This is a genomic window from Burkholderia sp. LMU1-1-1.1 (genome assembly GCF_040675865.1).
In the GTDB taxonomy this organism is placed as follows: domain Bacteria; phylum Pseudomonadota; class Gammaproteobacteria; order Burkholderiales; family Burkholderiaceae_D; genus Rugamonas.
The window spans coordinates 71,713-91,906 of the sequence record NZ_JBEGHG010000004.1; the positions used below are offsets into that span (position 1 = coordinate 71,713).

21 protein-coding genes are annotated in these 20,194 nt (G+C 64.6%); 15 read left to right on the forward strand and 6 right to left on the reverse strand.

Features of this window, described 5'->3' with window-relative positions; translation table 11 throughout:
* Positions 1-4: 4 nt before the first annotated feature.
* Together MRBLMU1_RS05080 and MRBLMU1_RS05085 are read right to left on the reverse strand one after the other, a co-directional pair.
* Positions 5-550, reverse strand: coding sequence for a TlpA family protein disulfide reductase (locus tag MRBLMU1_RS05080; RefSeq protein WP_363497954.1), 546 nt, complete (start codon positions 548-550; stop codon positions 5-7).
* A complete protein-coding gene (locus MRBLMU1_RS05085; protein WP_363497960.1) occupies positions 543-1,202 on the reverse strand; it encodes a hypothetical protein in 660 nt (219 codons plus the stop codon). The genes MRBLMU1_RS05080 and MRBLMU1_RS05085 overlap by 8 nt, the downstream gene beginning before the upstream one ends.
* Before the next feature lie 88 nt (positions 1,203-1,290).
* Between MRBLMU1_RS05085 and mpl the strand changes: the two genes are divergently transcribed.
* The 9 genes from mpl to corA all read left to right on the forward strand — a co-directional run bounded on the left by mpl (position 1,291) and on the right by corA (position 10,129).
* Positions 1,291-2,670 (forward strand): UDP-N-acetylmuramate:L-alanyl-gamma-D-glutamyl-meso-diaminopimelate ligase, encoded by a 1,380-nt coding sequence (mpl, locus tag MRBLMU1_RS05090; protein WP_363497963.1) that lies wholly within the window; start codon positions 1,291-1,293, stop codon positions 2,668-2,670.
* Positions 2,667-3,245: a YqiA/YcfP family alpha/beta fold hydrolase gene (locus tag MRBLMU1_RS05095; RefSeq protein WP_363497966.1), complete on the forward strand. Its 579-nt coding sequence runs from the start codon at positions 2,667-2,669 to the stop codon at positions 3,243-3,245. Before mpl ends, MRBLMU1_RS05095 begins: the two co-directional genes overlap by 4 nt.
* A complete protein-coding gene (locus MRBLMU1_RS05100) occupies positions 3,242-3,877 on the forward strand; it encodes a chorismate--pyruvate lyase family protein (protein ID WP_414646026.1) in 636 nt (211 codons plus the stop codon). Before MRBLMU1_RS05095 ends, MRBLMU1_RS05100 begins: the two co-directional genes overlap by 4 nt.
* Before the next feature lie 20 nt (positions 3,878-3,897).
* Positions 3,898-5,913, forward strand: a complete 2,016-nt coding sequence (locus MRBLMU1_RS05105; protein ID WP_363497969.1) for a ribonuclease catalytic domain-containing protein — start codon at positions 3,898-3,900, stop codon at positions 5,911-5,913.
* Between the two features lie 213 nt (positions 5,914-6,126).
* Positions 6,127-7,014: a TonB family protein gene (locus MRBLMU1_RS05110; RefSeq protein WP_363497972.1), complete on the forward strand. Its 888-nt coding sequence runs from the start codon at positions 6,127-6,129 to the stop codon at positions 7,012-7,014.
* Between the two features lie 2 nt (positions 7,015-7,016).
* Positions 7,017-7,835, forward strand: coding sequence for a shikimate dehydrogenase (gene aroE, locus MRBLMU1_RS05115; RefSeq protein WP_363497975.1), 819 nt, complete (start codon positions 7,017-7,019; stop codon positions 7,833-7,835).
* A complete protein-coding gene (gene mtgA / locus MRBLMU1_RS05120; RefSeq protein WP_363497978.1) occupies positions 7,832-8,542 on the forward strand; it encodes a monofunctional biosynthetic peptidoglycan transglycosylase in 711 nt (236 codons plus the stop codon). Before aroE ends, mtgA begins: the two co-directional genes overlap by 4 nt.
* A gap of 165 nt (positions 8,543-8,707) precedes the next feature.
* A complete protein-coding gene (locus tag MRBLMU1_RS05125; protein WP_363497981.1) occupies positions 8,708-9,082 on the forward strand; it encodes a DUF4124 domain-containing protein in 375 nt (124 codons plus the stop codon).
* A gap of 81 nt (positions 9,083-9,163) precedes the next feature.
* On the forward strand, positions 9,164-10,129 hold the full coding sequence (gene corA / locus MRBLMU1_RS05130; RefSeq protein ID WP_363497984.1) for a magnesium/cobalt transporter CorA: 966 nt from the start codon (positions 9,164-9,166) through the stop codon (positions 10,127-10,129).
* Positions 10,130-10,197: 68 nt separating this feature from the next.
* Here the strand turns inward: corA and MRBLMU1_RS05135 are convergent, their stop codons facing one another.
* Together MRBLMU1_RS05135 and MRBLMU1_RS05140 are read right to left on the reverse strand one after the other, a co-directional pair.
* Positions 10,198-11,835 carry a methyl-accepting chemotaxis protein gene (locus MRBLMU1_RS05135; protein WP_363497987.1) on the reverse strand — a complete coding sequence of 546 codons (1,638 nt, stop codon included), beginning with the start codon at positions 11,833-11,835 and terminating at the stop codon, positions 10,198-10,200.
* Between the two features lie 199 nt (positions 11,836-12,034).
* Positions 12,035-12,775 carry a GAF domain-containing protein gene (locus MRBLMU1_RS05140; protein ID WP_363497990.1) on the reverse strand — a complete coding sequence of 247 codons (741 nt, stop codon included), beginning with the start codon at positions 12,773-12,775 and terminating at the stop codon, positions 12,035-12,037.
* A gap of 302 nt (positions 12,776-13,077) precedes the next feature.
* Between MRBLMU1_RS05140 and MRBLMU1_RS05145 the strand changes: the two genes are divergently transcribed.
* Positions 13,078-14,808, forward strand: a complete 1,731-nt coding sequence (locus tag MRBLMU1_RS05145) for an ABC transporter permease (RefSeq protein ID WP_363497993.1) — start codon at positions 13,078-13,080, stop codon at positions 14,806-14,808.
* A 15-nt stretch (positions 14,809-14,823) separates the two neighbouring features.
* The gene (locus tag MRBLMU1_RS05150; RefSeq protein WP_363497995.1) at positions 14,824-16,107 is read left to right on the forward strand and encodes a nitrate/sulfonate/bicarbonate ABC transporter ATP-binding protein; all 1,284 of its coding nucleotides are present in this window, start codon (positions 14,824-14,826) and stop codon (positions 16,105-16,107) included.
* A gap of 76 nt (positions 16,108-16,183) precedes the next feature.
* Here MRBLMU1_RS05150 and hemL read toward each other — a convergent pair whose 3' ends face one another.
* Both hemL and thiD read right to left on the reverse strand, forming a co-directional pair.
* On the reverse strand, positions 16,184-17,488 hold the full coding sequence (gene hemL / locus MRBLMU1_RS05155) for a glutamate-1-semialdehyde 2,1-aminomutase (protein ID WP_363497998.1): 1,305 nt from the start codon (positions 17,486-17,488) through the stop codon (positions 16,184-16,186).
* A gap of 43 nt (positions 17,489-17,531) precedes the next feature.
* Positions 17,532-18,383 (reverse strand): bifunctional hydroxymethylpyrimidine kinase/phosphomethylpyrimidine kinase, encoded by an 852-nt coding sequence (gene thiD, locus MRBLMU1_RS05160; protein WP_363498001.1) that lies wholly within the window; start codon positions 18,381-18,383, stop codon positions 17,532-17,534.
* 57 nt (positions 18,384-18,440) lie between these two features.
* Here thiD and MRBLMU1_RS05165 point away from each other — a divergent pair, with 57 nt between their 5' ends.
* The 4 genes from MRBLMU1_RS05165 to MRBLMU1_RS05180 all read left to right on the forward strand — a co-directional run bounded on the left by MRBLMU1_RS05165 (position 18,441) and on the right by MRBLMU1_RS05180 (position 20,116).
* Positions 18,441-18,632 carry a rubredoxin gene (locus MRBLMU1_RS05165; RefSeq protein ID WP_363498004.1) on the forward strand — a complete coding sequence of 64 codons (192 nt, stop codon included), beginning with the start codon at positions 18,441-18,443 and terminating at the stop codon, positions 18,630-18,632.
* A 109-nt stretch (positions 18,633-18,741) separates the two neighbouring features.
* On the forward strand, positions 18,742-19,164 hold the full coding sequence (locus MRBLMU1_RS05170) for a response regulator (RefSeq protein WP_315213633.1): 423 nt from the start codon (positions 18,742-18,744) through the stop codon (positions 19,162-19,164).
* A gap of 19 nt (positions 19,165-19,183) precedes the next feature.
* Positions 19,184-19,549, forward strand: a complete 366-nt coding sequence (locus MRBLMU1_RS05175) for a response regulator (RefSeq protein ID WP_363498007.1) — start codon at positions 19,184-19,186, stop codon at positions 19,547-19,549.
* 12 nt (positions 19,550-19,561) lie between these two features.
* The gene (locus MRBLMU1_RS05180) at positions 19,562-20,116 is read left to right on the forward strand and encodes a chemotaxis protein CheW (RefSeq protein WP_363498010.1); all 555 of its coding nucleotides are present in this window, start codon (positions 19,562-19,564) and stop codon (positions 20,114-20,116) included.
* Positions 20,117-20,194 lie beyond the last annotated feature (78 nt).

Below are 20,194 nucleotides of genomic sequence, written 5' to 3' on the forward strand. Positions count from 1 at the left end.
CCAGTTAAAGAGTTGCAAGGTCCTTACGCAGCTCGTCGAACTTCAGGCGTCCCAGATAGGTCTTTTTGACCTGGCCGTCGGCGCCGATCAGCACCGTGTAGGGCAGGCCGCCGCCGCTGTTGCCGAACTGCCGCGACAGGTCGGTGCCGCTCATGCCGGCCACCAGCACCGGATAGGTGATTTTGTATTTGTCGCTAAAAGCTGCGATATTTGACGGCGAATCAATACCGATGCCGATAACTTGCAGCTTCTTACCCTCTTCTCCGGCGGCCAGCTCGGACAGCTCCGGCATCTCCTGCACGCACGGCGCGCACCACGGGGCCCAGAAATTGACCAGCATCGCCTTGCCTTTATATTGCGCCAGCGCGGTCGGCGCGCCCTTGGCGTCCGGCAGCGTTTGCGCGTACAGGGTGCCCACCGGACCGGTCACGCCGGCCGGCGCGGTGGTGGTGACCGGCGCGGCATTTTGTTTGTTGAAGCCGACCCAGGCGCCGGATGCGGCGAACAGGACGGCGACGCCGACATAGGCGGCCAGATGTGTTTTATTCATGATCGGGGTTGTGGTTGGTGTTTTCTTCGGTGGTACTCGCATGGGTACTACTAACTAGTAGCGCGCGCACGGCGGCGATGTCGGCGCGCATCAGCTTGTCGCCACGGGTTTTGACGGCGCCGCGCAAATCGTCCAGTTCATACAAGGCGGCGTGCACGCCTTCCTTGTGCCACATGAAGCTGACCGTCTCGACCGGATCGTAGCGCGGCCCCTTGAAGTGCGGCGTCTCGGAGATGTCGATTTGTAAATTGCGATTCAGCAGGAAGATTTCCACTTCCTTGGCGCTGTCGGCGAACAGTTGCAGGTGGATGTCGTCGTGCGGGCCGGCCGTGCCGTTCAGGACGGCGCCGGTCAGGAAAGGGTGGAACGCGGCCAGCCCTTCCATGATGTCGACCGCCAGGGTGCGCAGCCGGAACAGCCGGGCCGGCTGGCTGTCCGCATGGAACAGCGACTGGTAGATGCGCACCTCGGCTTCGATCTGGGCATTGTCCGGCAGCAGGTTGGGCGGCGGTTGCGTGTCGCCGAGGATTTGTCTGGCGGCCTTGCGCTTGGCGGCGTTGTAGTCGGCGCCGTCCTGGGCGATCAGGCGCGCGGCCGCCGCGGCGATCTCCGCGCGGAGCAACAGGACTTCTTCGATAACATTCGGCGTCATGGACGAGATAATACTCTGAACGGGGAAATCGGCGTCGGCTCAGGTAAAATCGCGTATTCACTTGTGCGGATCGATCCTGTTACACACTATGCATATTCATATTCTCGGTATTTGCGGCACCTTCATGGGCGGCCTGGCGGTCCTGGCGAAAGAGGCGGGCCACCGCGTGACCGGCTGCGACGCCAATGTTTATCCGCCGATGAGCACCCAGCTGGAAGCCCAGGGCATAGAACTGATACAGGGCTACGGCCCGGAGCAGACCGCGCTCAACCCCGACCTGTACGTGATCGGCAACGTGGTCTCGCGCGGCAATCCGCTGATCGAGGAAATCCTCAACCGCGGCCTGCCGTACGTGTCCGGCCCGCAGTGGATGGGCGAACATATATTAAGGGACCGCTGGGTGCTGGCCGTGGCCGGCACGCACGGCAAGACCACCACCTCGGCCATGCTGACCTGGATACTGGAAGACGCCGGCTACGCGCCCGGCTTCCTGATCGGCGGCGTGCCGCTGAACTTTGGCGTCTCGGCCCGCATGCAAGGGCGTAGTGACAACAACCTGGACTCGATCTTCTTCGTCATCGAGGCCGACGAGTACGACACCGCCTTCTTCGACAAGCGCAGCAAGTTCGTCCACTACCACGCCAAGACCGCGATCCTGAACAACCTCGAATACGATCACGCCGACATCTTCCCCGACCTTGGCGCCATCGAGACGCAATTTCATCATCTGGTGCGCACAGTGCCCGGCATCGGCCGCGTCATCTACAACGGCGACGAGGCGTCGCTGCAGCGCGTGCTCAAGCGCGGTTGCTGGAGCGAGCAGGAAAGCTTTGGCCACAATGACGGCGCCGAATGGGCGATGAAGGAATACGATGACGGTAGTTTCGACGTCATTTTCGGCGGCGAAACCGTCGGCAAAGTCGAGTGGAGCCTGACCGGCAAGCACAACCGCGCCAACGCGTTGGCGGCGATCGCCGCCGCCCGCCACGTCGGCGTGCCGGTCGCGCAGGCGGCCAAGTCGCTGGCGACCTTCGAGAACGTCAAGCGCCGCATGGAAGTGCGCGGCACCGTCAACGACATCACCGTGTTCGACGACTTCGCCCACCATCCGACGGCGATCGCCACCACCGTCGGCGGCCTGCGCCAGAAGATAGGCAAGGGCGGCCGCATCCTGGCCGTGCTGGAACCGCGCTCGAACACGATGAAGCTGGGCGCGATGAAGGATGCGCTGCCGGGCAGCCTGGTCGACGCCGACCTGGTGTTCGGCTACGGCAGCCGGCAGGCGCTGGGCTGGAGCCTGGGCGACGCGCTCGCGCCGCTGGGCGATATCGCCAGCGCCTACGAGGACATCGACGCGCTGGTGGCGGCCATCGTCAAGGCGGCCCGGCCGGGCGACCAGATCATTGTGATGAGCAACGGCGGCTTCGGCGGCGTGCACACCAAAATCCTGGAAGCGCTGGCGCGATGATTCTTTATCTGCACGGATTCCGCTCGTCGCCGAAGTCGATGAAGGCGCGCGTGATCAGCGAGCGCATGGCCGAACTGGGCCTGTCGGACCAGCTGGTCTGCCCGCAACTGCCGGCGTCGCCCAAGCTGGCGATGGAATTGGCGCTCTCTTTAATAGAGGGCGTGCCGGCGCAAGAATTGAGCATTGTCGGCTCCTCGCTGGGCGGCTACTACGCGACCTGGCTGGCCGAACGCATCGGCTGCCGCGCCGTCTTGCTGAATCCGGCCATCGTGCCGCTGCAGGATTTGGACAAGCATGTCGGCGTGACAACGCAATTCCACTCCGACGAGCCGTTCGAGTTCAAGCGTGAATATATAGACGAGCTGCGCGCGCTGGCGGTCGATCCGATCACAAGGCCCGAGCGCTATTTCCTGATCGCCGCCACCGGCGACGAAGTGCTGGACTATCGCGACATGGTCAAGCATTATGCGGGCGCGCGCCAGCACGTGATCGACGGCAGCGACCACGCCATTTCCGAGTTTCCCGATTATCTGGACGCGGTGCTGGCGTTTTGCGGCATCGAGGCCGGCCGTTGAGGGTGCCGTTTTCGCTGGCGTCGCCCAGCCGTGGCGCTTCCCTGCGACAGACCCAATGGCAGCCGCATGTGCTGGCTTTGAACGCGCCAGCGTCGCTGCGTCCATGGCTGACGGCCGGCGGTTCGCTGACCGCCAGGCTGAGGGATCACAGCCAGACTTTCCGCGTGCAGTGCCTGCATCAGCGCGTCGCCCGTTGCCTGTCCGACGAGGCCGCCGTGATCGGCCTGCACCGCCCCGGCCGCGTGTGGGAGAGGGAAGTGTTGCTGCGGTGTGATAATACGCCCGTGGTGTTCGCGCACACGGTGGTGCCGATGTCGGCCACGGCGGCCGATTGGCCTTTGTTTAGCGCGCTGGGCGAGCGCTCGCTGGGGACGACCTTGTTTGGCGACCCGCAAGTGCGGCGCGGCGTTTTGGAATTTGCAAGATTGCGGGCAGGGCATCCGTTGGCGCGCCGCGCGGCGGCGGCCCTGGGCCTCGGGAATGAAGATCAACTTCGCGAGGCGCCTCCGCAAGAGCGCATATTATATGCACGGCGCTGTTTATATCGGCGCCGTCGGGGTACTCTGCTGGTCACGGAAGTGTTTCTGCCTTCCGTGCTGGACCTGAAACAACAGCGCAGTTATAACGAATAAACAACGAACAGAAGCGAGCAATGAATCTATTTTTCGAAGAATCCGGCGATTTCAAGGTCGGGACCATGATGTCGCAAGCGGGCGAGGCCTATCAGGTGGAGATGGCCAGCGGCAAGCGCAGCAAGGTCAAGATCAAGGACGTGCTGCTGCAGTACGAGAAGCCGTCGCCGACGGATTTGATGGAACAGGCCAAGGCCGTTGCCGCGGAGATCGACCTCGACTTCCTGTGGGAAGTGGCGGGCGAGGAGGAGTTCGGCTTCGCCGAGCTGGGCGCCGAGTACTTCGGCCACGCGCCGCTGGCGGCCGAGGCGGCGGGCTTGATCCTGAGCCTGCACTCCGCGCCGATCTATTTCTACAAGAAGGGCCGTGGCCGCTACAAGGCCGCGCCCGAGCAATCGCTGCGCGCGGCGCAGGCCGGCATCGAGAAAAAGAAACAGCAGGCGCTGGTCCAGGCCCAGTATGTCGAGGAACTCAAGGCCAACAAGTTGCCGGAATCGATGAAAAACATCGTCATGCAACTGCTGTTCAAGCCGGACAAGAACTCGATCGAATACAAGGCGATGGAAGCGGCTTGCAATGAATTGCACACCAATCCGCAGCGTTTGATGCTCGCGGCCGGTGGCGTGGAGTCGCCGAAGGCGCTGCACATGGCCAAGTTCCTGTTCGAGAGCTTCCCGCGCGGCGCCGGTTTCCCGGACGTGCCGGTGCCGGTGGCGCCGACCAATCTGCCGCTGGCCGACGTCAAGGCGTTCTCGATCGACGACGTCACCACCACCGAAATCGACGACGCCTTCTCCGTCACCAAGCTGGCCGACGGCAACGTCAAGATCGGCATCCACATCGCCGCGCCCGGCCTGGGCATCAAGCCCGACGACGCGGTCGACAAGATGGCGCGCGCGCGCATGTCCACCGTGTACATGCCGGGCGATAAGATCACCATGCTGCCGGACAGCATCGTCGAAGCGTTCACCCTGGCCGAAGGCAAGACTTGCCCGGCGCTGTCGCTGTACGCGACCCTGAACCCGGCCGACTGGTCGGTGATCGCCACCGAGACGCGCGCCGAGATGGTGCCGATCGCAAGCAATCTGCGCCACAACGACCTGGACGATCTGGTCAACGAGGAAACCCTGGCCAGCGGCGAGGGCGACTACGCCCACAAGGAAGAACTGGGCCTGATCTGGAAGTGGGCGCAGGTGCTGGAGGCGGCGCGCATGGTCAAGCGCGAGGGCTTCGGCCTGAAGCCCGAACAGAACAACCGCGTCGATTTCAACTTCTACGTCGAAAACGATATCGTCACCGTCAGCCGCCGCAAGCGCGGCGCGCCGCTGGACAAGATCGTCGCCGAGCTGATGATTTTCGCCAACAGCACCTGGGGCAAGTTGATGCACGACCACGGCGTGCCGGGCATCTACCGCAGCCAGGGCCAGGGCGTCGGCGGCTGGGCCGCCAAGATGCAGGTGCGCATGGTGACCCATGCCGCGCCGCACCAGGGCCTGGGGGTCGACCAGTACGCATGGAGCACGTCGCCGTTGCGCCGCTATACCGATCTGGTCAACCAGTGGCAGATCCTCGCGTGCGCCGAGCATGGCGTGACGGCGCCGCTGGTCGCGCCGTTCAAGCCCAAGGACTCGGAGCTGTTCGCCATCGTGTCGCAGTTCGACGCGGCCTACGCGGCCTACGGCGACCACCAGTCGAACATGGAGCGCTACTGGTGCCTGCGCTGGCTGGGCCAGGAAAACGCCCGCCAGGTCGAGGCTGTCGTGCTCAAGGACGAGGTGTTGCGCCTGGTCGACATTCCGCTGATTATCCGCCTGCCGGGCATGCCGTCGGTGGCGCGCGGCGCCCAGGTCAAGATCGACATCCTGCGTTGGGACGAGGTCGACTTGTCAATCGAAGCGCGCATCCTGGAAATCCCGACCACCGAAGCGGTGGCGGCCGATGCCGAGCTGGATTACGAGGATGACGTTGTGGAGGAAGCGGTCGCCGCGCCGGAAGTGGCGGTGGAAGTGGCCGCGGAAGAAGCGGCCCCCGAGTAGCCTAAGCGGCGACCTGAAACATCTGAAACACGTAGGGCGGATTAGCGCAGCGTAATCGGCCATCGACGAGCCGTCAGCGGCGCATGCATGGCCGATTACGGCGTTCCGCCTAATCCGCCCTACGTGTATCCGAGCTGCCCTCAAAACCCGCCGGTAGCCGCCGGGTTTTCTTTAAAGTAAAATCACCCCACCCATTTCCAACCCCGGCCCCGCGTGAAGTCTTTCCAAGAAAATCGCTTCCTGTACCTCGCCATCGGCATCTCGGTGGTCGCGCACGCCGCCATGCTCGCGGTGCGCTTTGTCGCCCCGACGCCGGCGCCGGTGAAGCCAACAGATCCCGGCCTGGAAGTCATCCTCGTCAACGCCAAGCACAACAAAGCACCGCTGAAGGCCGAGGCGCTGGCCCAGGCCAACCTGGACGGCGGCGGCAATGTCGACAAAGGCCGCTCCAAGTCGCCGCTGCCGGACATGCGCAAGACCGAAGACGGCGAAAGCATCAAAGCCTCCAAGCGCCGCATCGCCGAGCTCGAGGAACGCCAGCGCAACCTGCTGACCCGCGTCGCCAAGCCCGATCCGTTCAACGCGCCGCCTGTGACCGAAAAGACCGCCCCCGATCCGCTGCCGAGCGGCGCCGACCTGCTCGACGCCAGCAAGGCGATCGCCCGCCGCGCCGCCGAGATCAGCGAAACCATCGAAGACCAGAACAAACGCCCGAAGAAAACCTTCATCACGCCGAGCACGCGCGGGGTTGGCTACGCGATGTACTACAAATCGCTGCAAAAGCGGATCGAAGATATCGGTACGCTGAACTTCCCCCAGAAGAACGGCCGCAAGCTGTACGGCCAGCTGGTGCTGTCGATCCCGGTTTTCCAGGACGGCACGATCTACGAGAAGGAAGGCGGCATCAAGGTCGACCGCAGCTCCGGCAACGCCGCGCTGGACGATGCCGCCATCAACATCGTGCGCCGCGCGGCGCCGTTCGGCAAATTCCCGCCGAACATGCTGTCGGCCGACAAGGACGATTTGTGGGTGATCGTCACGACATTCAAATTCACCCGCGAAGACAAACTACAAGCCGACATGAGCGGCGGAGGACGATAACGATGGATCGCTATTGCGTGTTCGGCAACCCGATTGCCCATAGCAAATCGCCCGAGATACACGCCGCCTACGCGGCCCAGACCGGTCAACAACTGCACTACGAAAAACGGCTGGCGCCGCTGGACGGCTTCGCCGCCGCCGTGCACGCCTTCATCGCCGAGGGCGGCAAAGGCGCCAACGTCACCCTGCCGTTCAAGCTGGAGGCGGTCAAGGTCGCCAATGCGCTGACGATACGCGCGCAGGCCGCCGGCGCCGTCAATACCTTGCACTTCACCGAGGACGGCATCATCGGCGACAACACCGACGGCGCCGGTTTGGTGGCGGATATCGTCGGCAACGCCGGCGTGGCGGTCACCGGCAAGCGCGTGCTGCTGCTGGGCGCGGGCGGGGCGGCGCGCGGCGCCGTGCTGCCGATCCTGGAGCATCGTCCGGCGCAGCTGGTCATCGCCAACCGCACCGTGGCCACGGCCGTGGCGCTGGCGGAGCAGTTCGCGGCATTGGGCGGCGAGGGCGTGGTGTCGGGCTGTGGATTCGCCGACATCGACGGCGCCTTCGACATCGTCATCAACGCCACCGCCGCCAGCCTGAGCGCGGAGGTGCCGCCGGTATCGCCTTCGGTGTTCGCGCCGGGCGCACTTGCTTTCGATATGATGTATTCAAAGTCCCCCACCGTATTTTTGCAGTTTGCCGCCCAACACGGCGCACGGCTGCGTGACGGCCTGGGCATGCTGGTGGAACAGGCGGCCGAGGCGTTCAGCGTCTGGCGCGGCGTGCGTCCGGCCACCGGCGACGTGCTGCAACGTCTGCGCGACCAGCTATGAGCGCCGCCAAAGGTGGCCGCAAGTGGGCCTGGGTGAAGTGGATCTTCATCCTGCCGGTGCTGCTGTTCGCGGCGGTGCAGCTGTATTTCTTCCTGCAGATCTGGTGGTGGGTCGACCATAATCCATCGCGCACCAGCTTCATGCGCCAGCAGGAATCGGCGTTGCGCGAGAAAAATCCGAACGCCGAGATCAAGCAGGTTTGGGTGCCGTACAACCGCATCTCGAAGAATCTGAAACGCGCCATCATCGCTTCCGAGGACGCCAACTTCTCCGAGCACCAGGGCGTGGACTGGGAGGCGCTGCAAAAGGCCTACGAGAAGAACACCAAGAAGAGCAAGGTGGTGGCGGGCGGTTCGACCATCACGCAGCAGTTGGCGAAGAACCTGTTCCTGTCCGGCTCGCGCAGCTATCTGCGCAAGGGCCAGGAGCTGATCATCACCTATATGCTGGAAACGTTGATGGAAAAAGAGCGTATCTTCGAGATCTACCTGAACGTGGTGGAGTTCGGCAGGGGGATCTTCGGCGCCGAGGCGGCGGCGCAGCATTATTACCGCGTGAGCGCGGCCAATCTCGGCGCGTCGCAGGCGGCCAAGCTGGCGGTGATGCTGCCCAATCCGCGCTTCTACGACACGCACCGCGACTCCGGCTATCTGGCGCGGCGCACCGGCGTCATCCTGCGCCGCATGGGATCGGCGGAGTTACCATAGGGACCGTCGCGGCGTACCGTATCGGCGAATGACATCGGAAACACGTAGGGCGGATTAGGCGGAACGCCGTAATCGGCCATGTATGAGCCGCTGGTCGCGCCTGCATGGCCGATTACGCTGCGCTAATCCGCCCTACGACAATCGTGCCTTAAGCGGGAGATCGATATGAAGCGACAAAGCGGTTTCGGGTTGATCCAGGTGGCCATTATCATGGCCTCGCTGGCGGCGGTGGCGATGGCGTTCCTGATGTCGGCGCGGCACGAGCGTAATTTCTTCACCGAGGGTATTGCGCGTCTGACCGGCAAACCACCGGCGGCGCCGGCCAACACCAGCGTCGCGCCGCCGGCGCCGGCCGGCGTGCTGCGCAAATGCGTCATCGACGGTAAAACCGTGCTGTCCGATGTCGACTGCAAAGACGGCAAGGTGGTCAAACCCATCGCCACGCGCGGCATCGAGGCGCCGAAACCGCCCAAGCCGGACCCGGCCGAGTCCGCCCCGCAGTCGGCAACCGATAAAATGATTGAAAAAGCGACCCGATAGGGTGAAAAACCGCGTGGCAGGCTGGCCTCGGCAGGGGCTTTGCGGGTACACTTGCGCTGTTTCCAGAAGGCTCGCGTACCCATGATCAATGTTTTCGTTCTCCAGAATGGCCGACTCAACCAGGTGCCCATCGACAGCCGCTCGGACCTGGAACAGGTTGAGCCGGTATGGGTCGACCTGACCGACCCGACGGACGACGAACGCGCATGGGTCAAAGCCATCTACGGCGTGACGTTGCCGGGCGAGGACGAAGTCAAGGACATCGAGGCATCGGCCCGCTATTACGAAGCGGAAAACGGTGACTTGCACTTGCGCACCGACTTCCTGCTGGAAGAGGAGGACGGCCCGTCGCGCATCGTCACGGTCGCCTTCATCCTGGCGCGCAAGATGCTGTTCTCGGTCCACACCGACGATTTGCCGGTGTTCCGGCTGGTGCGCATGCGCGCCCGCTCGCGGCCCGGTTCGATCGCCGATTACATGGACGTGCTGCTCGACCTGTACGCGACCGACGCCGAATATTCGGCCGACGCGCTCGAGGGCATCTATCAGAATCTGGAAGAGGTCAGCGGACGCGTGCTGCAGGAACAGTTCACCGACCAGGACGCGGCCGCGGCGCTGAACTCCATCGCCCACGAGGAAGACTTGAACGGCCGCATCCGCCGCAACATGATGGATACGCGGCGCGCCGTCAGTTTCTTGATGCGCGGACGCTTGCTCAATTCCGAGCAGTTCGAAGAGGCGCGCCAGATTCTGCGCGACATCGAATCGCTGGACGGCCACACGTCCTTCCTGTTCGACAAGATCAACTTCCTGATGGACGCCACGGTCGGCTTCATCAACATCAACCAGAACAAGATCATCAAGATCTTCTCGGTGGCCAGCGTGGCCTTCCTGCCACCGACCTTGATCGCGTCGATCTACGGCATGAACTTCAAGTGGCTGCCGGAGCTGGAATGGTCGTTCGGCTATCCGTTCGCCATCGTGCTGATGGTCACCAGCGCCATCGCGCCGTTCTGGTACTTCCGCCGGCGCGGCTGGCTGAAATAACTTAGCCAACAGCGTCTACGGTCCACCTCGTGTAGAAATGGTGGACCTGACCCCGGATTTGCCGTGGCCTAGCCGCGCGCCAGGCGCAGGCTTGGACGCACGCTCGTCTTGCCGGTGTTGGCGCGCGGCGGCGCGGCGGCGACGTGGTGGCCGCGATCGCCTTCCAATTTGAATTGACCGACCAGGCCGGCCAGGCCCGACGCCTGGGACTGCAGTTCGTGGGCCGCCGCCGAGGCTTCCTCGACCAGCGCCATGTTTTGCTGCGTCATGCCGTCCATCTCGCCGATGGCGCCGCCCACTTCGCCGATGCCCTGGCTCTGCTCGGCGCTGGCGATGCTGATCTCCCCCATGATCTCGGTCACGCGCTTGACGCTGTCGACCACCGCGTGCATCGTCGTGCCGGCTTTCTGCACCAGCTCCGAACCGGTGCCGACCTTGGTGACGGAGTCGTCGATCAGCGCCTTGATTTCCTTGGCGGCGGCGGCCGAGCGCTGGGCCAGGTTGCGCACCTCGGTGGCCACCACGGCGAAGCCGCGGCCCTGCTCGCCGGCACGGGCCGCTTCGACGGCGGCGTTCAGCGCCAGGATGTTGGTCTGGAAGGCGATGCCGTCGATGACGGAAATGATGTCGACGATCTTCTTCGACGATTCGTTGATCGAGGCCATGGTGTCGGTCACTTGCTGCATCACTTCGCCGCCTTGCTCCGACACCGACGAGGCGGTCTGGGCGAGCGTGTTGGCCTGCTGGGCATTGCTGGCGTTTTGTTTCACGGTCGAGGTCAGTTCCTCCATCGCGGTGGCGACCTTTTCCAGCGACGACGCTTGCGTGGCGGTGCGCGACGACAGGTCTTCATTGCCGGTCGCGATCTCGGCCGAGGCGCTGGCGATCGCGTCCGTCCCCTGGCGCACTTGGCCGACGATGGACGCCAGGCTGTCGCGCATGGTCTTGATGGCGAACAGCAGGCTGCTGTCGTCGCCGGCCTTGACGTCGACGGCGATGGCCAGGTCGCCCTGGGCGATCTGGTTGGCGATGGCGGCCGCGTAGGCCGGCTCGCCGCCCAGTTGCTTGAGCAGCAGACGCTTGATCAGGCCGGCGATCAACAGGCTCATGATGAAGGCGGCGATGGTCAGCGCGATGGTCCAGCTGCGCGCGGTGGCGGCGCTGCTTTCGGATTGCTCGTTGGCGGCCGCCGCGTCCTTCTGCGCGTGGGCCAGCAGCACCGCCATGTCGGCGACGATCTGGCGGCGCAGCGGGCTGCATTCCTTGACCAGGAAGGTACCGAATTCATCCATCTTCTTCGCCTCGCGCAGCTTGCGCGGTTGCTTCAGCGCGTCGGCCATCGTCAGCAGGCCGGTTTTGACCTTGTCGAACTGGGCGTCGCCGCCGAAGGCCGGGCTCATTTTTTCCACGGCCGCCAGATAGATCGCCTTTTGTTCGTCAACGATGGCCAACTCCTTGGCCGCCTCGGCGTCGTCGTTGAAAATAAAGGCGTTGCGCGCGGCCAGACCGGTTTGCGCCAGCGCTTCGCGGGCGACATACAGCGGCGCCAGGCGGTCGTCGTTGATGAGGTTTTGCTGCTTGAAGGCGGCGCCGATCGACGACACGCCGAGGATCGACACGGCGGCCAGGATCAGCATAAAGGCGGTCAGCATGCCAAAGCCCAGGCTTAATTGGGTACCGATTTTGAGGTTTTTAAATGCGTTCATAATATTTTTCCCGGACATGGTTGATTGTTTCCGCAAAATCCGGCGTATGCCGGGTTAGGGAAACGGAGCCGCGAGCGGCGACAATGATGTTTTATTGGCTGTCGCAAGAGTTGGGCGAGGCCGGATGGATGTACAACTACAATTACTAAACTTTTGAACGCGCCGGCGAGGGTGGGGGCGGCGCGCGGTGGTACGATCCTTAGCGCGGAACCCGGCGCTGAATCTCTTCCGATGCCAACGCCGCCAGTTCGCGCAGGGAGCGCACTTCGCGGTCCCTGAGTCTGCGCGGTTCCCGGTCCAGGATGCACAGCGTGCCCAGTGGATGGTTGCCGCCGTCGAGCAGCGGAAACGCGGCGTAAAAACGGATATGTGGTTCGCCGATGACCAGCGGATTGTCGCGGAAGCGCGGGTCGCGGGTCGCGTCCTCCACCGTAAACAGGCCGTTTTGCAGGATCGCGTGGCTGCAGAACGCCCAGTCGCGCGGCGTCTCGTTCGCTTCCACGCCGATGCGCGACTTGAACCACTGGCGCTGCGAGGTCAGCAAACTGATCAGTGCCATCGGCGAGTCGGTGACCTGGCTCGCCAGCCATGTCAGGCGGTCGAACACCGACTCGGGCGGCGTGTCGACCAGCCGCGACGCGTCGAGCGCCAGCAGGCGCTGGGCTTCGTCGTGCGCGACCGGGTACGCCGGCGCGGACGCCGGCAGGAATTCGATACCGCTGGCGGTCTTGATCTCGGCGGTGCCGGCCGGCGCGGTCTCGCCGTTGCGCTGCTCCATCAGGCTTCGAACCGCGCTCAGGCGCACGCGGCGGTGGCCGCCGGGCGTCTTCCATGACGGAATCGCGCCATTCTCTATCCATAGCTGGGCCGTGCTGACGGCGACGCCGAGCAACTCGGCGGTCGCGCTCGTGGTCAGGACGGAGTCTTTGCTAGGGGGCATCGGTCAGCTTTCTATCGGGTGGTGCGATCGGCACATCTTGGGAGGGATTGTACTTACTTTCCTCAAGGAAATGCCAAAAATTGACGAAAGTGATGATTTGGTTGCGTTACAGCAACGGAATAGTGGCTGCTTGTAATGATTGCCGATGGCGGAGGGGACGTGTCCATCAAAATCGTCATTTATGAACTATCCGTGTCCTGATTGATCGCCGGCGGCCCCTTCTCCAACTTTCATAACCGTAATAAAGTTGACACTTGTTTCCTTTAGAATGGCCGCCAGTCCCACTCTACCGGCCATAAGTCATGAACAAGAAACGCCAATTTTTCCCGCGCCAGGTGGTCGAGGCGGGCGGCAACCGCTGGGACTGGGCGTTGCTGCCCATCGTGCTGGCCGTGTTCGTGCTGCTGGCCTATGGCGGCCAGCAGATGGCGCGTCCGTACGAACTCGGCCAGGCGCTGCCGTTGTCGCTCGACCCGGTCAACCTGCCTTACTACCTGCTGCGCACCACCTTGCGCATGTTCATCGCGCTGGGCGCGTCCGTGGTCTTCGCCTGCGTGTTCGCCGCGCTGACCACCAAATACAAGCTGGCCGAAAAAGTGCTGGTGCCGCTGCTCGACATCCTGCAGTCGATCCCCATCCTCGGCTTCCTGTCGATCACGGTGACGGCCTTCATCGCGCTCTTCCCCGGCAACCTGCTGGGCGTGGAATGCGCGGCGATCTTCGCCATCTTCACGTCGCAGGCGTGGAACATGGCCTTCTCCGCCTATCAGGGCTTCCGCAACGTGCCGGCCGAACTGTCGGAGGCGGCCAGCGTGTTCCAGCTCTCGGGCTGGCAGCGCTTCTGGCGCATGGAGCTGCCGTTCGCCATGCCCGGCCTGTTGTGGAACATGATGATGTCGATGTCCGGCGGCTGGTTCTTCGTGGTGGCGTCGGAGGCGATCTCGGTCTCCAACCAGAACATCAAGCTGCCCGGCATCGGCTCGTACATCGCGCTGGCGATCGAACGCAGCGACCTGGGCGCGATGGGCTGGGCGGTGTTCGCCATGCTGATCGCGGTGCTGATGTACGACCAGCTGTTCTTCCGGCCCTTGCTGGCGTGGGCCGACAAGTTCCGCTTCGAGGAAACCGGCGGCGACACGGCCCAGCAATCGTGGCTGTTGACATGGCTGCGCCGCACCGAGCGCACGCAGGCGCTGGTGGCGTGGTGCGGCGACCTGCTGTCGCGCTCCATCGCGCTGTTTCGGCTCGGGCACGACGGCACCTCGATCCGCGCGCGCCGCCACACGCAGGCGCGCGGCGCGCAGCGGGTATGGGACGCGATCATCGCCGCCGTGGTGTTCTACGCCCTGTGGACCCTGGGTCATTTCATCAGCACGGAGGTCGGCTGGAGCGAGGTCGGACATGTGCTCGTGCTGGGGCTTTACACGCTGTTGCGGGTGGTGCTGCTGCTGGCGCTGGCGGCCGTGATCTGGGTGCCGGTCGGCGTCTGGATCGGCATGAATCCGCGCTGGGCCTCGCGCACGCAGGCGGTGGCGCAGTTCCTGGCGGCGTTCCCGGCCAACCTGGTGTTCCCGGTGGCGGTGATCCTGATCATGCGCTTCCATCTGAACCCGGACATCTGGCTGTCGCCGCTGATGATACTCGGCACCCAGTGGTATCTGCTGTTTAACGTGATCGCCGGCGCCTCGACGATACCGACCGAGCTGCGTCACGCGGCGCAGAACTTCGGGCTGACCGGCTGGCTCAAATGGCGGCGCTATCTGCTGCCGGCGATCTTCCCCAGCTTCGTCACCGGCGCCATCACGGCGTCGGGCGGTTCGTGGAACGCCAGCATCGTGGCCGAATACGTCAGCTGGGGCAGCACCACCGTCAAGGCGCATGGACTGGGCAGCTACATCGCCGAGATGACCGCCACCGGCGATTTCCCGCGCATCGCGCTGGGTATCGGCGTGATGTGCATCTTTGTCATGGGCTTCAACCACTTCGTCTGGCGCCGCCTGTACACGCTGGCCGAGAGCCGGCTGCATTTTTAGGATTGAGAGCAGATCATGAGCACACCTATCGTCGAATTGAAATCGGTCGGCAAACACTTCCGCGCCGCCGACGGCTCCGCGCGCGCGGTGCTGCAGGGTGTCGACTTCACCCTGCACGAGGGCGAGATCGTCGCGCTGCTGGGACAGTCCGGCTCCGGCAAATCGACCATGCTGCGCATCATGGCGGGGCTGGTCCCGGCCGACGACGGCCAGGTGCTGTATCGCGGCATGCCGCTGTACGGCACCGCGCGCGGCATCCGCATGGTGTTCCAGTCGTTCGCGCTGTTCCCGTGGCTGACGGTGCAAAAGAATATCGAGCTGGGGCTGGAGGCGCAGGGCATGCCGGCGGCGGAGCGTGCGCAGCGCGCCGAGAAGGTGATCGATTTGATCGGCCTGTCGGGCTTCGAGGGCGCGCTGCCGCGCGAGCTGTCCGGCGGCATGCGCCAGCGCGTCGGCATCGCCCGCGCGCTGGTGATGGAGCCGGAGGTGCTGCTGATGGACGAGGCGTTTTCCGCGCTGGATGTGCTGACCGGGGAGCGTTTGCGCGAGGAGATCCTTGAGCTGTGGCAGTCGGGGCGGATTCCGACCAAGGCGATCCTGGTCGTCTCGCACAACATCGAGGAAGCGGTGATGATGGCGGACCGGGTGCTGATCTTCGCCAGCGATCCGGGACGGGTGCGCGCCGAGCTGCCGATATCGCTGCCGCAGCCGCGCAAGGCGGAGGGGGCGGAGGTGCGCCACCTGATCGACAAGGTGTACGAGTTGATGACGGCGGGGGCGGGACGGCGCGGCTTGATCAGCGAGAAGGAGGTCAAGCTGCAGCTGGGCGACCGTCTGCCGCAGGCGAACATTGCGCACATGGAGGGGATACTGGAGCTGCTGGCCGAGGAACCGTTCTCGGGGCGGGCGGACTTGCCGCAGCTGGCCGAGGAGACGGAGCTGACCGACGCCGAGCTGCTGGAAGTGCTCAACGCGCTCATTTTGCTGGGGTTCGCCTATCTGACCAACGGCGATATTTTGTTGACGGAGCTGGGCGGGCGCTACGCGGTGGCGGCCAACGCCGAGCGGCAGGCGATGTTCGGCGCGCAGTTATTGGAGCATGTGCCGCTGGTGGCGTACATCTGCCATGGGCTCAAGCAGGACAAGTCGGGGGATTTGCCGGAGGAGTTGTTCCTCAAGCTGCTGCGGTTTACGCTCAGCGACGAAGAGGCCGAGCGCGCGCTGCGCGTGGCCATCGAGTGGGGGCGGTATGGGGATCTGTTCGAGTACAACTTCAATACGGGCGTCATCGAAACCTGATGCGCCGTTGGCGGCTCGGCGATGGCGGATTACGCGCTGCGCGCTAATCCGCCATGTGCGAGCCGCCAGCGGCTCCTTAGGCGCCCAACCGCTTGAACACCCGCCCGGCCGCCGCGATGGTCTCGTCGATCACTTCGTCGCTGTGCTGCGCCGACACGAACCCCGCCTCGAACGCGGCCGGCGCGAAATACACGCCCTCGTCCAGCATGGCGTGGAAGAAGGCATTGAAACGCGCCCGGTCGCCGGCCATCATCTCCGCGTAATTGTTCGGCGGCGTCTCGCTGAAATACAAACCGAACATCCCGCCCACCGAATCGGCGCAGAACACCACGCCGGCGGCCTTGGCCGCTTCGGTCAATCCCGCCGCCAGACGCGCCGCCGTGGCGCTCAACTTCTCGTAAAACCCCGGCTCCTGGATAATCCGCAGCGTCGTCATCCCGGCCGCCACCGCCACCGGATTGCCCGACAGCGTGCCCGCCTGGTAGACGGCGCCCAGCGGCGCCATCTTGCCCATCAAGTCGGCGCTGCCGCCGAAGGCCGCCACCGGCAAGCCGCCGCCGATCACCTTGCCCAGCGCCGTCAGATCCGGCTTGATGCCATACAGTTCCTGCGCGCCGCCCAGCGCCACGCGGAAGCCGCACATCACTTCGTCGAAGATCAGCACCGCGCCATGCTTGGTGCACAGCGCGCGCATCGCCTGCAGGAAGGCCTCGCTGGCCTTGATCAGATTCATATTGCCGGCCACCGGCTCGACGATGACGCAGGCGATTTCGTCGCCGAACGAGGCGAACGCCTCCTCCAGCTGTTCGACGTTGTTATAGTCCAGCACCAGGGTGTGCTTGACGAAGTCCTCCGGCACGCCGGCCGACGTCGGATTGCCGAAGGTGAGCAGGCCGCTGCCGGCCTTGACCAGCAGCGAGTCGGCGTGGCCGTGGTAGCAGCCCTCGAACTTGACGATCTTGTCGCGGCCCGTGGCGCCGCGCGCCAGGCGCAGCGCGCTCATGGTCGCCTCGGTGCCCGACGAGACCAGGCGCACCTGCTCGATCGACGGTACCAGGCGGCAGATCTCCTCGGCCATCAGCACTTCGCCCTCGGTCGGCGCGCCGAACGACAGGCCGCGCGCGGCCGCTTCCTGCACCGCCTTGACCACCACCGGATGCGCGTGGCCGACGATGGCCGGACCCCAGGAGCCGATGTAGTCGATATAGCGCTTGTCGTCGGCGTCCCAGAAGTACGGGCCTTCGGCGCGGGTGATGAAGCGCGGCGTGCCGCCGACCGAACGGAAGGCGCGCACCGGCGAGTTGACGCCGCCCGGCGTGGTTTTCTGGGCGCGGGCGAACAGGGTATCGTTTTTCGAGGTGTTGATCGAGTTCGTGGTCATGTTGGCATCTTCAGTGTCAGGTGTGTGGACGGCGCGCGCGTCATTACTGCATGTCGGCGGCCGTGGTCAGCAAATGGAAAAAGCGATTGGGCACGAACTTGCCCATGCCGTAGCGCTGCGCGTGCGCCAGCGCGCCGACGGTATATTCCTGCGCCGCCGCCACCGCTTCGGGCACGTCGGCGCCGCGCGCCATGAAGGCGGTGATCGCCGCCGACAAGGTGCCGCCGGCGCCGAGGAAGGGGCCCGGCAGGTGCTGCCAGGCGTCGTGGCTGACCATGCCCTCGGCGCCGAACAAGGTGTTGGCCAGGATGTTGGGAGATGTCGCGTCGCCCTGCGGCGTGCCGGCGGCGGTGCCGGTGACGAGCACGAATTCGCAGCCCAGGGCCAGCAGGTGCTCGACGTCCGATTCGAGCGTGTCCTCGGCGCCTTCGCGCCAGGTCTCGGCCAGCCGGCCCAGTTCCACCAGCGACAGCATCAGAAGGGTCGCCTGCGGCACCAGCAGCTGGCGCACGGCGGTAAGCAGTTCCTCGGCGTCGTCGTCGGGCAGGTCGGGCAGGCGGGAACTGAACGGGTCGAGGATCAGCGGCGCGTCCGGATAGTCGGACAGGATTTCGGCGATCGCCGCCACCTGCTCGATATTGGTCAGCGCGCCGACCTTGAAGGCGGCCATGGTCATGTCCTCCAGGACCACGCGGGCCTGGTCGCAAACCCAGTCCGGATCGATTTCCTGCACGTCCTCGACGCGCGCGCTGTCGCCGATCAGCAACGCGGTGGTGACCGCCAGTCCGGTGCAGGAAAGGGCCGAAAAAGCAGCCAGGTCGGCCTGGACGCCCATCGCGCCGGCCGGATCGGCAGCGCCGAAGCTTAATATGAGAGGAGAAGTTTGGTTTTGCACGGCTGGTAGATTAAGATACCTAATTCAGCATTTTACTTGATTGAAGGGTGGCAGAACGTGAGTAGCAATGAAACAACGCAGGAGTTCCAGACCTGGATGTGCCTGATCTGTGGCTGGATCTACGACGAGCAGGCCGGCCTCCCGGACGAAGGCATCGCCCCCGGCACCCGCTGGGCCGACGTGCCGATGAACTGGAGCTGCCCCGAATGCGGCGCCCGCAAGGACGATTTCGAGATGGTCGTCATCTGACGCCTGCCGGCGCATGTTGATTTTATCCGGCCAGCGGCGCCCGGCGCCAGCAAGGCGCGCAGGCCGCTCCGCCTATGCTATCGTGTAGCCTCATCCCAGCGATTCGATTATGACGACCACGCCGCAAGCTAATGTGCCCGATTCGGCCCTGAAAATCATGGTGATCGACGATAGCAGCACGATACGTCGATCGGCCGAGATCTTCCTGAGCCAGGCCGGCTACCAGGTGGTGCTGGCCGAAGACGGCTTCGACGCCCTGGCCAAGATCAACGACCACCACCCGGCGCTGGTGTTTTGCGACATCCTGATGCCGCGCCTGGACGGTTACCAGACCTGCGCCCTGATCAAGAAAAGCGCGAAATTCCATGCCACGCCGGTGCTGATGCTGTCCTCCAAGGATGGCCTGTTCGACCGCGCGCGCGGCGCGATGGTCGGCTCGGCCGCCTATCTGACCAAACCTTTTACCAAGGACAGCCTGCTGGCCGCCGTGCGCGAGCACACCGGCGGCGCGTCCGTCCCGTCACCAGAATAATAAAGCCGCAGAGGGAATTATGGCCATACACCGCATTTTGATCGTCGACGATTCGCCCACCGAACGTTACTACCTGACCGATATCCTGGTGCGCAACGGTTTTTCGGTGTCCGTGGCCGAAAACGGCGAGGAGGCGCTGGCCAAAATCAAGGCCGACAAGCCGGAGCTGATCCTGATGGACGTGGTCATGCCCGGCGCGAACGGCTTCCAGGTTACCCGCTCGATCGCCCGCGACCCGGAGCTGCAGGACGTGCCGGTGATTATCTGCTCCAGCAAAAACCAGGAGACCGACCGTATCTGGGGCTTGCGCCAGGGCGCCCGCGACTATCTGGTCAAGCCGGTCGACGCGGCCGATCTGCTGGCCAAAATCGCCGCCTTGGGCTAGGCGATGACCGGCATGACGCCCGACAGCTCCGCCTCGCCGGCCGGCACGGAACGCCGCAGCCGCCTGCGCCAGTACCAGGTGCAACTGCTCGAGCGCATGCAGGCCGCCAAGACCGGCGCCAACGTCGGCGGTCGCGAACTGGGGGTGCTGATCGGCGGCAGTCTGTGCCTGCTGGACCTGACCCAGATCGGCGAGATCGTGCCGCCGCAGCCGGTGACGCCGGTGCCGCTGACGCGGGACTGGTATCTGGGCCTGGCCAACATCCGCGGCAACCTGACCGGCGTGGTCGACCTGGCGCGCTACCAGGGCCGGGATGCCGACGACACGGCGGTGTCGGAGCGCCGCTTCATCACCTTCGCGCCGGGACTGGGCTTCAACTGCGCGCTGCTGGCTGGGCGCGTGCTTGGTTTGCGCAAGCTGGCCGACATGAAGGCCGCGCCGCCCCCCGCCGACGGCGCGCCCGCCTGGTGCGGCCAGCATTTCGACGACGCCGAGGGACTATGCTGGACCCGGATCGATCTGGCGCAGCTGGTGCGCGACCCCGCTTTTCTGCAAGTTGGCTTCTGATGCACGTACACTGCGGGTGATGGGACAAAACGAGCAAAAGGCAGGCCGCACCGCGGGTCGCATAAATTAATCCGGAGA